Here is a 13,872-nt window from a genome sequence, read left to right on the forward strand (position 1 = left end):
CCGTCATGCTCGAGACCTTGCGCGCGTGGGCCGGACGACTGCGGCGCGACGTGCTGACGCTGTGGTTCGCCTGCCGCCATCCCGCGACGCCCGGGCTGACCCGCGGCCTGTGCGCGTTGATCGTCGCCTATGCGTTCAGCCCCATCGATCTGATTCCCGACTTCGTGCCGGTGCTCGGCTACCTCGACGAGATCGTCCTGCTGCCCGCGCTGATCTGGTGCGCGCTGCGCACGCTGCCTGCGCCCCTGGCCGACTCCTGCCGCGAGCAGGCCCGCCGGTGGCTCGACGAGCGGCGCGGCAGGCCCCGCAGCTACTGGGGCGCCGCGATGGTGGTGGCCCTGTGGCTGGGGGCGGCGCTCTTGCATGGCGGTGGTGGCACGGCTGAAGCCCCGCTGTGCCACGCGCCGCCTCCGCGGCCTTTGGCGCGCGCGCCATCCCGCGTCCGCTTACTGTCGGACAGCCACCGATACCACGCGCCCCGCCCCCGCTCTAGAAAGGAAGAAAGTTCCGACCAAGAGGTGCCACCATGGCAGGACGCAATATCCATGTGACGCCGCATGGCAGCGGCTGGAATGTCAGCCGCGAAGGCGAACCCGTCGCCAGCTCGCATCACGAGACCCAGGAAGAAGCCATCGAGGTCGCCACCGACGCCGCGCGGCGCGACCGTGTCGAATTGCTGGTGCATGGGCGCGACGGGCAGATCCGCATGCGCAACAGCTTCGGCCACGATCCGGCGGCGTCCAAGGGATGACGTAGGACGAACTCGCATACTGAGCGGCATCCCGATGCACTACGATGCAAGTTCCCTCCGCTCTCGACCGAAGACCATGCCTCGCAACTTCGTATTGAAAGCCACCCATACCGGATGGGAATTGACCGTCGAAGGCCAGGCGCAATCGATCCTGCGCTACGACGGCCGCGATGACGCCCTGCAGCTCGCCATGGCCGCCGCCCGGCGGCGCGGCGTGGGCCTGCTGGTCCAGGAGGCCGACGGCGAAATCCGCCGCCTGACCGAACAGGAAAGCCTGGCGGCTTGACCCCCGGCAGCGCGGTGGCCAGGGCCGCCATGCCCCCGCCCGCTGCCGGCAATGGAACACGACCATGAACCGTACCGTCCACGTGCTGCCCGCCGACCGCGGCTGGGCGGTGACCGTCGAAGACACCGACGGCGCCACCTCGCACTACCCTTCGCAGGAAGAAGCCATCGCGGCCGGACGCGAAAAGGCCAGCAAGGACCAGGTCGAACTGGTCATTCACGGGCCGGATGGACAGGTCCAGCAGCGCACGCGCTATGACGGCGGCGATGGCCGTGGCCATGAGGGCGATGCGGGCGATGGTGGTGCCGACGGCGGTGGCGATGGCGGCGATTGACGGGCGGGCGTGCAGGCCGCAGGCGAACCTGCCTGATCGAATGCCACTCGGCCAAGTCCGCAACAACGGCCTGCTATGATCGGCCGCGCGACAACGAACCCTCAGCATACCCATGTCGAGTACCGGCACCGATAACACCGAGCACACCGATCACACCGAGCACATCGACCATCGCAGCCAGAAGGAAAGAATGCTTGCCGGCGATCTCTATATCGCCGAAGACTCGGAATTGCAGGCCGCATCGCGCCGCGCGTATCGCCTGTCGCGCGAATACGAGACGCGCTATGCCGTCGACCTCGACAGCGCCCAACAGGTCCTGCATGAAATGCTCGGCGCCGTCGGTCCGGACGTCAATATCAAGCCACCGCTTTACGTCGACTACGGCAAGTACATTACGGTCGGCGCGCGTACCTTCGCCAATTACGGATTGATGGCACTGGACGTCGCGCCGATCACGATCGGTGAAGACGTGCAGATCGGGCCCAATGTGCAATTGCTGACGCCGACACACCCGGTGGATCCGGAATTGCGCCGGCAGAAATACGAAGCCGCCAAACCCATCGTGATCGGCAACAACGTCTGGCTCGGCGGCGGCGCCATCGTGCTGGCGGGCGTCACGATCGGCGAGAACAGCGTGATCGGCGCAGGCGCGGTGGTCACGCGCGATATTCCGCCGAATGTGGTCGCGGCAGGCAATCCGGCGCGCGTGATCCGCGAGATTGCGCAGCCGGCCAACGGCGCCGAGGCATGATGCCGTCGCGCACCAACGGCATGCGCCGGCAATGACGCCGCTGATCCGGCCGGCAACGGGCAGCGACGCGCCATCGCTGCCGGACATCGAACGCTCCGCCGCCGAGCTGTTCAGGACCGTGCCGGCATTGGCATGGATCGCCGACGACGACGTCCTGTCCCCGGAAGTCCACCTTCGCTTCATTGCGGCGGGCACTGAATGGGTCGCGGAGGACGAGAACGGCAAAGTGCGCGGCTTTATCAGCGCCGAGCGATTCGGGCAAGCGCTGCATATCTGGGAACTCGCCGTTCATCGCGATTGCCAGGGCCAGGGCTACGGCCGCGCGCTCGTTTCGCAGGCCATTGCGCATGCACGTCGGCAACGGCTGGCGGCCGTCACGCTGACCACATTTCGCGACCTCCCGTGGAACGGGCCGTTCTACGGCCGGCTGGGATTCGATGCGATCGAAGGCGATGCCCTCGATGAACGGCTCACCGCCGTGCTCGAGCACGAACGCGAACTTGGCTTGCCGGTGCATCTGCGCTGCGCGATGCGGCTCACGCTGGATGCGACTGACGCTGGATGCGTGTCACACCGGCAATGAAGCCGCCCCGCCGGCATCGCCGTAGAATCGCCGATATTCGAAACCGATGGGACTTCGTATGGCACGCTCGAACCGACTGCATCGCGCCCTGCTGGCCGCCCTCGTCGCGACGGCCGCTTACCCCGCCGCCGCCCAGGACAGCAGCCCATTGACGGACTCGCAACGACAGGCGCTCGACCGCGCCATCGGCACCTTGCGCACGCCCGCGGACCGCAATGTCGCCAGTCAATGGAGCGACGCCAGGAAAGTCGCCGAAGTCATGTGCCGCCCGCTGGCCCTGCAGGAACTGAAGCGCACCGATGCCAAGGTCGATCGCGTTTTCCTCGGCGACGACACGCCGCAAAGCCTGAGCTTGAAAGGCAATACCGTACTCGAAGGAAACGGCCAGGCACGCGGCCGCAGCGGTTGGCGCAATTTCACCTTCACCTGCCGGCTCGATCCGCAAACGGCACGGGCCACGGCGTTCGAGGCGACGTTCGAGGGGCGGAAATAATGCTGCGGGTCCGGCGCCGCCGTGTTCGCAACGCGGCCTGTGGAAGCGAACAATAAAAAAGCCCGATGCCATGAAGGCATCGGGCAAATGCAACCGACCAGGAAATAGGCTCGGACGGGACACGGCGACCGGCGCATTGCCGCTGATTGGGGGCAGCGGCGCTGTTGCCGGCCTACGCACCTCGTCCTCGCCTCGCGATACCTTAGTAGCGGCGCGTCACACCTCACACTGAAAACGGGCTCGGTTCTGTAGACAAGCGTCGGCACTGGCAGAAGCGCAAAGCCATGAAGGCTCCATCATCGCGAAAAGGACGCGCTCAGGCCCCGCGGCGCAGCTCTTCCTTGTTGGCCCGCTGTGCTGCCATTCGTCTACCAGGGCCGCAATCCGAATTGGCTCAGAGAGCCCGAACGCGTATCGGTGCGCCCGGCGAGCGCGCCCGCTCTCCGAAGCCGAGGGCTCAGCATTCGAATGTGAAAGAAGGAAACTCGAATCCGACAGAAGCTCCTCCGACTGATGGCGTAATGGCTGCCCGGCCCTTTCCAAGGAGGAGATATGCCGTTCTGCAACGACACCCGCTATTTCACGCAAGAGGAAGACCCCGCCTACGAGCTCGTCCTGGCGCCCGGCGCGCAAGCCCCGTACTCGGGCATCTACCGATGTGAGGGCTGCGGTTCCAGCGCCATCTCAACCCGCGAACATCCCTTGCCCCCGCAGAACCACCATGTTCATGGGGCACTGCAGGGACACATTCGCTGGCGGCTGATCGCGAGAACGACGCACCCGTAACCCCGATGCCCGCTTTGGGTTGACCGTCAGGCCGGTACCGAGAACGCCCGATGAACTTCATCGGGCGTTTTGTCTTGGCGCCACGCCGAGGCGGCGTTGCGGGATGGCGGGCCCCAGGCACCGCCTTCCTCGGATGGCGCACGCCCAATGAAAAAAGCCCGATACCAATGAAGGTATCGGGCAAATGCAACCGACTAGGAAATAGGCTCGGGCGGGACGCGGCGACCGGCGCATTGCCGCTGATGGGGGCAGCGGCATTGTTGCCGGCCTACACATCCCGCCCTTGCCTGCCGATACATTAGTTCGAGGCGGGCACCTCTCATACTGAAAACGGGCGCGGTTCTGTAGACAACCGACGAGCGCATCGCAAGCGCGAATCCATGATCGTCCGATCCTCGCGAAAGCCTCCCGCGCCTACACAACAAAAAGCCCGCGTGGCTGCGACCACGCGGGCTTTCTTGCACTGCCTCGCCGCGCTTCTACTCGTCTTCCAGCGCCGCAATCAAGGCGTCCGCGTACTGAACGGCCCGCTTCGCGGCAGCCTCGACTTCCATTTCTCCCGACATGCTGGTGACCAGTCCCTGCATCGCCATCGCGGCGAAATGCACGCGCTGACTTGTCGACGAGGCAGCGTAGTACGACATGTCGTCGAGACGTTCGACGATCTCTCTCAGATGCTTGACCAGCTCTTGCGAATGGCTTTCGTCCATACGTTCCTCCCTTCAGGGGTTGGGGAGCTGTCATGGTGCCAAGCCAATCGGGAACAAAGAAGCGGGCGGTGACGGGAATCGTCGATACTGGGGCGGAAATCGAAGGTTTGCAGTGCACGTCTTCGGGTCTGCTCCATCCATGAGGCGTGGCAGTGGCACGCCGACGCCTCCGAAGCGGTGCGCAACGACCTCGACAGAGGACGAGCTGCAACCCTCCGAGGGCCATGGACGATGACGAGCGGCGATCAATAAGCCAAGAGTCGATGGCCCCCCTGCCCTTCGCCCGCTCGCTTCCCCGTGTCGGACGTGGCCCGATACCGGTCCCCAATGCCCTCGCGTACAACTCGAACAACATCCCAAAGGAGGCAACCATGGCAGGAAATGTCCACGTCGTGCCGGAAGCCGACGGCAAATGGGCGGTCCGGATTGAAGGCACTGACGGCACCGGCCCGACTTACGAAACCCAGCAGGAAGCCATTGCATCCGGCACCGAAGCAGCACAGCAGGCAAAGGTCGAGCTGATCATCCACGGCCGCGACGGCCAGATCCGCGAGCGAAACAGCTTCGGCAACGATCCGCGCGACATCAAGGGGTAGACATGGTCGGGACGCGGCAGGCTTGAAGGGGCTACCCCGCCAAAAGGCAAAAGCCCGCGTAATCTTCCGATTACGCGGGCTTCAATTTGGTCGGGGCGAGAGGATTTGAACCTCCGACCACCTGCACCCCATGCAGGTACGCTACCAGGCTGCGCTACGCCCCGAAAGCACAAGAGTATATCAGAAGCCCCACCGAAATGAATAGGCGGTGGAGCGCATTTTTTAGTCCTTGGCGGCGATCTGCTTCAGTTGCGCGAGCACGTGCTGGACCTCGATCAGTTCGCCGCGCAAGGCGGGAACATCGACCGTCAATACGGACGCCGCAGGTGCGATGCCCGTGCCTGCCGAGGGCAGCGGCGCGGCTTCTTCCGGCATGGCCGGTTCGGCGTGATGGCGCCCTTCGTCGAGCCGGTTGCGCGCGCCGTTGATGGTGAAGCCCTGCTCATACAGCAGCTCGCGGATGCGGCGGATCAGCAGCACCTCGTGGTGCTGGTAGTAGCGCCGGTTGCCGCGCCGCTTGACGGGCTTGAGTTGCGTGAATTCCTGTTCCCAATAGCGCAGCACGTGCGGCTTGACGGCGCACAGTTCGCTCACTTCACCGATGGTGAAATAGCGCTTGGCGGGAATGGGCGGCAACGTGATGCGCTCGCTCGATTTATCCGACATGCAGTGGACGGACGGGTTTCAGGCCGGGCCGGCGGTGGTTGGAGGGGAATGGCGCCGATTCGGCGCGCAGCAGCAGCATACAGACTGGCCGCGGCAGCGGCAATGGACCGCGCGGGATGGCTATCGACGGTCAGTCAGCCAGGGCGGTAAGTCAGGTCAATCAGTCGCTGGGCGCCAGGCCGGCGCGTTCCTCCACCAGGCTCTTGAGCTTCTGGCTGGCGTGGAAGGTCACCACGCGGCGGGCGGTGATCGGAATGATTTCGCCGGTCTTCGGATTGCGGCCGGGGCGTTGCGGCTTGTCGCGCAACTGGAAGTTGCCGAAGCCGGACAGCTTGACGCTGTCGCCCTGCTCCAACGCTTCGCGGATCACGTCGAAGAAGGCTTCGACCATGTCCTTCGATTCACGCTTGTTGAGACCGACCTGATCGAACAGCATCTCGGCGAGTTCGGCCTTGGTCAGGGTCGGGACCTCGGTGACGCGCGGTTCCGGCGTTTCGTCCGCCTGCGTAGCCGCGTGCCGGTCGCCAGCTTCGCCCAATGCTGCTGCGGTCATCAGAGTCGCGTGTTGGTCGTTCATCTCGTCAGTCTGCCGCCCGGATGCGGGTGCCCGGGCGGCCCATTCAGGGTTCGGGCTGTGGCTAGCCGCGCAGCCGGGCGCCGAAGGCGGCGGTGGCGGCTTCGACCATGCAGCGCACGGCGCTGTCGACGGTCTCGTCCTGGAGGGTCGCCCCAGTATCTTGCAAGGTCAAGCGGAAGGCAAGGCTTTTCTCGTCCGCGCCAATGACCGCCGAAGCGGCCTTCGGGCGGAATTCGTCGAACAGCACCAGGCTCTGCAGATAGCGGCCGAAGCCCTGCTTGTCGAGCGCGGCGCGCATCGCATCGGTCAGGTCCTGCACGCGCACGGTCTGCTTGACCACCAGCGCCAGGTCGCGCACGGCGGCCGGGAATTTCGAGATCTCGGTGTAGCCTGGCAGACCGATGTCGCGCACCGCATCCAGGTCCAGTTCGAACAGCACCGGCGCGTTGCTCAGCTCATAGGCCTGCAGCCACTGCGGATGCAATTCGCCGATGACGCCGATCGGCTTGCCCTCGAGCAGCACGGTGGCGGCGCGGCCCGGATGCAGCGCGGGATGCGAGACCGGCTCGAAGCGCGCCTGGCGCGGATGCAGCAGCGCCTCGACATCGCCCTTGATGTCGAAGAAGTCCACCGGTCGCGTCGGCACGCCCCACTGCTCCTCGAAGGCGGGGCCACAGGCGATGCCAGCCACGCGCATCGGCTGATCGTAGCCGGCCACGGTCAGGCCGCCATCGCCGGTGCCGGCATTGCGCAGGAACACGCGGCCGACCTCGAACAGGCGCACACGCGCGGCCTTGCGATTGAGGTTGTAGCGGACCTTGTCGAGCAGCCCGCCGATCAGCGTCGAGCGCATCACGGCCAGCTGGCTGGCGATCGGATTCAGCAGGCGGATCGGATTGTCGTTGGCGGCGAAATCGCGCTCCCACTTCTCCTCGACGAAGGCGAAGTTGATCACCTCCTGATAGTCGCGGGCGGCAACGGCATGGCGGACTGCATGGGTCGAACGGCGCGCCTCGCCGGTCGGACGCATCTCGCTCTCGGCCACCGGCGGCCGCGCCGGAATGCGCTCGAAGCCGTAGATGCGGGCGACTTCCTCGATCAGGTCCTCTTCGATTTCCAGATCGAAGCGATAGCTCGGCGGCGTGACCTCGAACACGGTGCCTTCGGCGCCCTCGCCCTGCGTGAACGGCAGGCCCAGGCGCTGGAACACGTCGGCGATCTCGGCGGGGTTCAGCGCGATGCCGAGCACGCGCTCGGCGCGCGCGACGCGCAGCCGCACCGGCGGACGCTGCGGCAGGTTGACCGCCTGATCGTCGACGGGGCCGGCCTGGCCGCCGCAGATCTGCAGGATCAGCGCGGTAATACGCTCGATATGCTCGACCGTGGTCGCATAGTCGACGCCGCGCTCGAAGCGATGCGCGGCATCGGTCGAGAAGTTGTAGCGGCGCGCGCGGCCCTGGATCGCCTGCGGCCACCAGAAGGCGGCCTCCAGATAGATATTGGTGGTGTCCAGCGTCACGGCGGTGCTGTCGCCACCCATGATGCCGGCCAGGCTCTCGATTTCCTTGTCGTCGGCGATCACGCCGACGGTCTCGTCGACCTCGACGGTATTGCCGTTCAGCAGCTTCAGCTGCTCACCCTTGCGGCCCCAGCGCACGTCGAGCCCGCCGTGAATCTTGTCCAGATCGAACACGTGCGAGGGACGGCCCAGCTCGAGCATCACGTAGTTCGAGATGTCGACCAGCGCCGAGATGCTGCGCTGGCCGGCGCGCTCGAGCCGCTGCACCATCCACGCCGGCGTCGCGGCGCGGGCATTGACGCCGCGGATCACGCGGCCGCTGAATCGGCCGCACAGATCGGGCGCGGAAATCTTCACCGGCAGGCGGTCGTCGATCGTGACCGCCACCGGCTCCATCGCCGGCAGCGTCAGCGGCGCGCCGGTCAGCGCCGCGACTTCGCGCGCGACGCCGTGGATCGACAGGCAGTCGGCCTTGTTCGGCGTCAGCTTGATCACGAAGACCTGGTCGTCGAGGTCCAGGTAGCGGCGGATGTTCTCGCCGACCGGCGCGTCCTCGGGCAGGATCAGCAGCCCTTCATGGTCCTCGGACAGCTTCAGCTCGCGCGCCGAGCACAGCATGCCGTAGCTCTCGACGCCACGCAGCTTGCCGACCTTGATCTCGAACGGCTTGCCGCCCGCTTCGGTCGGCGGCAGCACCGCGCCCACCAGCGCGCACGGCACCAGGATGCCCGGCTTGACGTTGGGCGCGCCGCAGACGATCTGCAGCGTCTCGCCGGTGCCGGCATCGACCTGGCAGACGTTGAGGCGATCGGCGTTCGGATGGCGCTCGGTGGCCAGCACGCGGGCGACCACGATCTTGTCGAACGGCGGCGCGACCGGCCCGACCTCTTCGACTTCCAGCCCGGCCATGGTCAGGCGGTGCGAAAGCGCGTCGGTGGTCAGATTGTCGGGATTGACGAAGGTACGAAGCCAGGATTCCGAGAATTGCATGGCGCTACTGATCCGGTGGGTATGCTGTGGGCGGCGGCATGGCGCCGCCAGGGTTCGACGATGACGCTACGGCCGTTCGGGGAGGCAGGCAAGGCGCGGAAAAACACACGCGCCCGATGCCTTTCACGCAAACTGGCGCAGGAAACGCACGTCGCCTTCGAAGAACAGGCGCAGGTCATTGATGCCATAGCGCAGCATCGTCAGCCGCTCCAGCCCCGAGCCGAATGCGAAGCCGATATAGCGCTCGGGGTCCAGCCCCATGTTGCGCATGACGTTCGGGTGCACCTGGCCCGAGCCGGAGATCTCCAGCCAGCGGCCCGCGTTCTTGCCCTCCTCGAACGCCATGTCGATCTCGGCCGACGGCTCGGTGAAGGGGAAGTACGACGGACGGAAGCGCACCTGGATATCGTCGCGCTCGAAGAACTTGCGCAGGAAATCGGTATAGACGCCTTTCAGGTCGGCAAAGCTGACGTTCTCGCCGATCCACAGGCCCTCGACCTGGTTGAACATCGGCGAATGGGTCGCGTCGCTGTCGACGCGATAGGTACGGCCGGGGCAGATCACCTTGATCGGCGGCATCGCCTTGCCCCGGTACTTCTCGACGTGCATGCGCGCATAGCGGACCTGCATCGGGCTGGTATGCGTGCGCAACAGCAGCAGCTTGTCGTCGCTGTCGCGGCCGTCGACGTAGAACGTGTCCTGCATCGAACGCGCGGGGTGGTTGTCCGGGTTGTTCAATGCCGTGAAGTTCATCCAGTCGGTCTCGATCTCCGGACCGTCGGCAACGTCGAAGCCGATCGAGCCGAAGATCTGCTCGACGCGCTCCCAGGTGCGCATGACCGGATGCAGGCTGCCGCGCGCGACGGCGCGTCCGGGCAGCGTGACGTCGATCGCCTCGGCCGCCAGCCGGGCGTTCATCAGCGCGTCGGCCAGCGCCTGGCGGCGCGCCTGCAGCGCGGCCTCGACCTGCTGCTTGGCCTGGTTGATGCGGGCGCCCTGCTCCTTGCGGGCTTCCGGGTCCAGTTTGCCGAGGCCCTTGAGCAGCTCGGTCAGCGCGCCGGTCTTGCCGAGAAAGCGCGCTTTCTCGTTTTCCAGCGTGGCGTTGTCGTTGGCGGCGGCGAAGGCGGCCTGCGCGTCGGCGACGATTTGGTCCGGATCCAGTGACATGGCGGTGGTCGGCGATGAATGGTGTATGGCTCCCGGCCCCGCACACGGCAGGACCGGCAAAAAAAAACGGGACTCGATTCGGAGCCCCGTTTCGGCGACCCCTTGGCGGAGGCCGCTTTCGACCTTGCGGTCGGTGCATGCGCCCGGTCGCTCGCGCGACCGGAACCGGCATCAGGCAACGGCGGCTTTCACCTGGTTGACGATGGCGGCAAAGGCAGGCTTGTCGTGAATCGCCATGTCCGACAGCACCTTGCGGTCCAGCTCAATCGAGGCCTTCTTCAGACCGTTCATGAACACGCTGTAGGTCATGCCATGCTCACGCGTCGCCGCGTTGATACGTGCAATCCAGAGGGCGCGGAACACGCGCTTCTTGTTGCGACGATCGCGGTATGCGTACTGGCCAGCACGCATGACCGCCTGCTTGGCGATGCGATAGACATTATTGCGACGGCCGCGGTAACCCTTGGCAGCGTCAATGACTTTCTTGTGGCGGGCCCGTGCGGTGACCCCACGTTTGACTCGAGGCATGAAACTCTCCTTTCGTTTTCGTCAGGGGTTAGGCGTAGGGCATCATCGCGCGAACGGACTTCAGGTTCGTCTCATGGACGTCCTGAGTGCCACGCAGTTGACGCTTGTTCTTGGTGGTCTTCTTCGTCAGGATGTGACGCTTGAAGGCCTGGCCACGCTTGAACGAACCGTTCGGACGCGCAGTAAAGCGCTTGGAAGCGCTTTTCTTGGTCTTCATCTTCGGCATGAAAAACTCCAGCTCTATGACATGCATGCAGGTGGACGGCTGACGCCGACGCTTGCAAGACCCGCATCCACTTGTTTTGCACGGCGCCGCGAGCGGCCCGCGCTGTGTTCGCGCGTCGTCCGGGCGCACAACCGGCGCCCGCACGCCACGCAAAACCTTGGCTTACTTTTTCTTCTTGGGGGCCAGCACCATGACCATCTGGCGGCCTTCCATCTTCGGCATCTGCTCGACCTGGCCAAACTCCTCCAGATCGCTCTTGAGCCGCTCGAGCATGCGCGCGCCGATTTCCTGGTGGGCCATCTCGCGACCACGGAAACGCAACGTGATCTTGGTCTTGTCGCCTTCTTCCAGGAATCGCTTCAGATTGCGCAGCTTGACGTTGTAGTCGCCGTCATCCGTGCCAGGGCGGAATTTGACTTCCTTGACCTGGATGATCTTCTGCTTCAGCTTGGCCTCGTGGGCGCGCTTGGCTTCCTCGTACTTGAACTTGCCGTAGTCCATGATGCGAACCACGGGAGGAGCCGCGTTGGGCGCGATCTCCACCAGATCCAAGTCCTTGTCTTCTGCCAGCCGCAGTGCGTCCATGAATTTGACGATGCCCAGCTGTTCGTTATCAACCCCTACCAGGCGCACTTCGGGCGCGCTGATTTCGCGGTTGATGCGATGACCTTTGTCCGTAGCGATGTTCCGTTACCTCAAGAAGAAAAAAACAAGCCGTGCTCCCATCAGGCTTTGGTGGCAACGTCGTTGTTCAGACGCTCCACGAACGCGGAGACGGGCATCACACCCAGATCCACGTTGCCACGGGCACGCACGGCCACTTGATTGGCATCCCGCTCCTTGTCGCCGACCACGATCAGGTACGGCACCTTCTGCAGCGAGTGCTCGCGGATTTTATACGTAATTTTCTCGTTACGCAAATCCGCCTTGGCCCTAAACCCTTGTTTTTGCAGCAGTTGCACGACGTTTTCCGCATATTCCGCCTGCGAATCTGCAATATTCATCACCACAACCTGCTCCGGGGCCAGCCAGGCCGGCAGCGCGCCGGCGTGGTTTTCCAGCAGGATGCCCAGGAAGCGCTCGAACGAGCCCAGGATCGCCCGGTGCAGCATCACCGGGCGCTTGCGCGAGTTGTCCTCGGAGACGAACTCGGCACCCAGACGCTCGGGCAGCACCAGATCGAGCTGGAGCGTGCCGCACTGCCAGGAGCGGCCGATCGCGTCCTTGATGTGGTACTCGACCTTCGGGCCGTAGAAGGCGCCCTCGCCCGGCAGTTCCTCCCACTGCACACCGCAAGCGCGCAGCGCCATCCGCAGCCCTTTCTCGGCGTGATCCCACACCTCGTCGGAACCGGCGCGCTGCTCCGGGCGCAGCGACAGCTTGACGGCCACATCCTTGAAGCCGAAGTCGTCGTAGACCGAGAAGGCCAGGTCGTTGAAGGCCTTGGCCTCGGCGACGATCTGCTCTTCCGTGCAGAAGATGTGGGCATCGTCCTGCACGAAGCCGCGCACGCGCATCAGCCCGTGCAGCGCGCCGGACGGCTCGTTGCGGTGGCAGGAGCCGAACTCGGCCAGCCGCAGCGGCAGGTCGCGGTACGAGCGCAGGCCGTGGTTGAAGATCTGCACGTGGCCCGGACAGTTCATCGGCTTGATCGCGTAGTCGCGCTTCTCCGACTCCGTGACGAACATGTTTTCCTTGTAGTTCTGCCAGTGGCCGGACTTCTCCCACAGCGAACGGTCCATCACCTGCGGCGTGCGCACTTCGCTGTAGCCGGCCTCCGTCAGCCGGCCGCGCATGTACTGCTCGACCGCCTGCCAGATCTGCCAGCCCTTCGGATGCCAGAACACCATGCCGGGCGCCTCTTCCTGCAGATGGAACAGGTCCAGCAGCTTGCCCAGCTTGCGGTGGTCGCGCTTCTCGGCCTCCTCCAGCATGTGCAGGTAGGCGTCCTGGTCTTCCTTGCGGGCCCAGGCCGTGCCGTAGATCCGCTGCAGCATCTCGTTGTTGGCGTCGCCGCGCCAGTAGGCGCCGGCCACCTTCATCAGCTTGAAGACCTTGAGCTTGCCCGTGGACGGCACGTGCGGGCCGCGGCACAGGTCGACGAACTCGCCTTCGCGATACAGGCCGATTTCCTCGCCGGCGGGAATCGACGCGATGATCTCGGCCTTGTACTTCTCGCCCATCGACTCGAACAGCTTGACCGCCTCGTCGCGATCCCACACCTCGCGCGACACCTTCTCGTCCTTCTTCGCCAGCTCGGCCATCTTCTTCTCGATGGCGGCCAGGTCTTCCGGCGTGAAGGGACGCTTGTAGGCGAAGTCGTAGTAGAAGCCGTTCTCGATCACCGGGCCGATCGTGACCTGCGCGTCGGGATAGAGCGACTTGACCGCGTAGGCCAGCAGGTGGGCCGTGGAGTGGCGGATGATGTCGACGCCCTCCGGATCCTTGTCCGTGACGATGGCCAGCGACGCGTCGCGGTCGATCAGGTAGCTGGTATCGACCAGGTTGCCGTCGACCTTGCCGGCCAGCGCGGCCTTGGCCAGGCCGGCGCCGATGCTCTGCGCGACCTGGGCAACCGTGACGGGTTCGGGGAACTCGCGGCGGGAGCCATCCGGCAGCGTGATTGCGATCATCTTGGACCTCTTACAGGGAATCCGCCGGCAAGGGTCGTTGCCTCGGGCGGATGAATATTTCTCGACTGGCCGCCCCGCACGGGACCGGGCGACCGGCAGCTTATCAGGGTGCTGGCAGGCGACAGGCGAAAAAAAACGCGGCCAAGGCCGCGTTTTTCATAATTTCACCCAATCGATCGACCCGATGTTCCGGGCGACCTGGGACGAAGACGCACCTCGACCTACTGTCGCTTGTCAGCGGTAGTAGTTCGCGGTGTCATAACCATGGCGTCTGGA

At 65.0% G+C, this 13,872-nt stretch carries 17 protein-coding genes and 1 tRNA gene; 8 read left to right on the plus strand and 10 right to left on the minus strand.

What is annotated here, in order from left to right:
- Window positions 1-5 precede the first annotated feature (5 nt).
- The 7 genes from AC6EI8_RS05470 to AC6EI8_RS05500 all read left to right on the plus strand — a co-directional run bounded on the left by AC6EI8_RS05470 (window position 6) and on the right by AC6EI8_RS05500 (window position 3,198).
- Entirely contained in the window at window positions 6-551 is a 546-nt protein-coding gene (locus AC6EI8_RS05470; RefSeq protein WP_498381461.1) for a YkvA family protein, read from the plus strand.
- Window positions 527-751 carry a DUF2188 domain-containing protein gene (locus AC6EI8_RS05475; RefSeq protein WP_149319205.1) on the plus strand — a complete coding sequence of 75 codons (225 nt, stop codon included), beginning with the start codon at window positions 527-529 and terminating at the stop codon, window positions 749-751. The genes AC6EI8_RS05470 and AC6EI8_RS05475 overlap by 25 nt, the downstream gene beginning before the upstream one ends.
- A gap of 34 nt (window positions 752-785) precedes the next feature.
- Complete coding sequence (locus AC6EI8_RS05480; RefSeq protein ID WP_187829258.1) at window positions 786-1,037, plus strand: DUF2188 domain-containing protein; 252 nt, start codon at window positions 786-788, stop codon at window positions 1,035-1,037.
- Between the two features lie 64 nt (window positions 1,038-1,101).
- Entirely contained in the window at window positions 1,102-1,371 is a 270-nt protein-coding gene (locus AC6EI8_RS05485; protein ID WP_498381462.1) for a DUF2188 domain-containing protein, read from the plus strand.
- 112 nt (window positions 1,372-1,483) lie between these two features.
- Complete coding sequence (locus AC6EI8_RS05490; RefSeq protein WP_498381463.1) at window positions 1,484-2,122, plus strand: sugar O-acetyltransferase; 639 nt, start codon at window positions 1,484-1,486, stop codon at window positions 2,120-2,122.
- 31 nt (window positions 2,123-2,153) lie between these two features.
- Complete coding sequence (locus tag AC6EI8_RS05495; RefSeq protein ID WP_498381464.1) at window positions 2,154-2,705, plus strand: GNAT family N-acetyltransferase; 552 nt, start codon at window positions 2,154-2,156, stop codon at window positions 2,703-2,705.
- Window positions 2,706-2,763: 58 nt separating this feature from the next.
- Window positions 2,764-3,198 carry a hypothetical protein gene (locus AC6EI8_RS05500; RefSeq protein ID WP_498381465.1) on the plus strand — a complete coding sequence of 145 codons (435 nt, stop codon included), beginning with the start codon at window positions 2,764-2,766 and terminating at the stop codon, window positions 3,196-3,198.
- A gap of 1,265 nt (window positions 3,199-4,463) precedes the next feature.
- Here the strand turns inward: AC6EI8_RS05500 and AC6EI8_RS05505 are convergent.
- Window positions 4,464-4,694, minus strand: a complete 231-nt coding sequence (locus tag AC6EI8_RS05505) for a hypothetical protein (protein ID WP_149319211.1) — start codon at window positions 4,692-4,694, stop codon at window positions 4,464-4,466.
- Between the two features lie 224 nt (window positions 4,695-4,918).
- Between AC6EI8_RS05505 and AC6EI8_RS05510 the strand changes: the two genes are divergently transcribed.
- Window positions 4,919-5,290, plus strand: a complete 372-nt coding sequence (locus AC6EI8_RS05510; RefSeq protein WP_498381466.1) for a DUF2188 domain-containing protein — start codon at window positions 4,919-4,921, stop codon at window positions 5,288-5,290.
- 87 nt (window positions 5,291-5,377) lie between these two features.
- Here the strand turns inward: AC6EI8_RS05510 and AC6EI8_RS05515 are convergent.
- The 9 genes from AC6EI8_RS05515 to thrS all read right to left on the minus strand — a co-directional run bounded on the left by AC6EI8_RS05515 (window position 5,378) and on the right by thrS (window position 13,596).
- Window positions 5,378-5,454 (minus strand) — tRNA-Pro (locus AC6EI8_RS05515).
- A 58-nt stretch (window positions 5,455-5,512) separates the two neighbouring features.
- On the minus strand, window positions 5,513-5,956 hold the full coding sequence (locus AC6EI8_RS05520; protein WP_150082177.1) for a MerR family transcriptional regulator: 444 nt from the start codon (window positions 5,954-5,956) through the stop codon (window positions 5,513-5,515).
- A 160-nt stretch (window positions 5,957-6,116) separates the two neighbouring features.
- On the minus strand, window positions 6,117-6,533 hold the full coding sequence (locus AC6EI8_RS05525) for an integration host factor subunit alpha (RefSeq protein WP_149319226.1): 417 nt from the start codon (window positions 6,531-6,533) through the stop codon (window positions 6,117-6,119).
- 61 nt (window positions 6,534-6,594) lie between these two features.
- Window positions 6,595-9,042, minus strand: a complete 2,448-nt coding sequence (gene pheT, locus AC6EI8_RS05530) for a phenylalanine--tRNA ligase subunit beta (protein ID WP_498381467.1) — start codon at window positions 9,040-9,042, stop codon at window positions 6,595-6,597.
- Between the two features lie 123 nt (window positions 9,043-9,165).
- Window positions 9,166-10,203, minus strand: a complete 1,038-nt coding sequence (gene pheS, locus AC6EI8_RS05535; protein ID WP_190286290.1) for a phenylalanine--tRNA ligase subunit alpha — start codon at window positions 10,201-10,203, stop codon at window positions 9,166-9,168.
- A gap of 177 nt (window positions 10,204-10,380) precedes the next feature.
- Window positions 10,381-10,737, minus strand: coding sequence for a 50S ribosomal protein L20 (gene rplT / locus AC6EI8_RS05540; protein WP_006575465.1), 357 nt, complete (start codon window positions 10,735-10,737; stop codon window positions 10,381-10,383).
- A 28-nt stretch (window positions 10,738-10,765) separates the two neighbouring features.
- On the minus strand, window positions 10,766-10,963 hold the full coding sequence (rpmI, locus tag AC6EI8_RS05545) for a 50S ribosomal protein L35 (RefSeq protein ID WP_006575466.1): 198 nt from the start codon (window positions 10,961-10,963) through the stop codon (window positions 10,766-10,768).
- Between the two features lie 162 nt (window positions 10,964-11,125).
- Window positions 11,126-11,647, minus strand: coding sequence for a translation initiation factor IF-3 (infC, locus tag AC6EI8_RS05550; protein WP_149319229.1), 522 nt, complete (start codon window positions 11,645-11,647; stop codon window positions 11,126-11,128).
- A gap of 41 nt (window positions 11,648-11,688) precedes the next feature.
- Window positions 11,689-13,596, minus strand: coding sequence for a threonine--tRNA ligase (gene thrS, locus AC6EI8_RS05555; protein WP_498381468.1), 1,908 nt, complete (start codon window positions 13,594-13,596; stop codon window positions 11,689-11,691).
- Between the last annotated feature and the right edge of the window lie 276 nt (window positions 13,597-13,872).

Source organism: Cupriavidus sp. R6-3 (genome assembly GCF_059772245.1).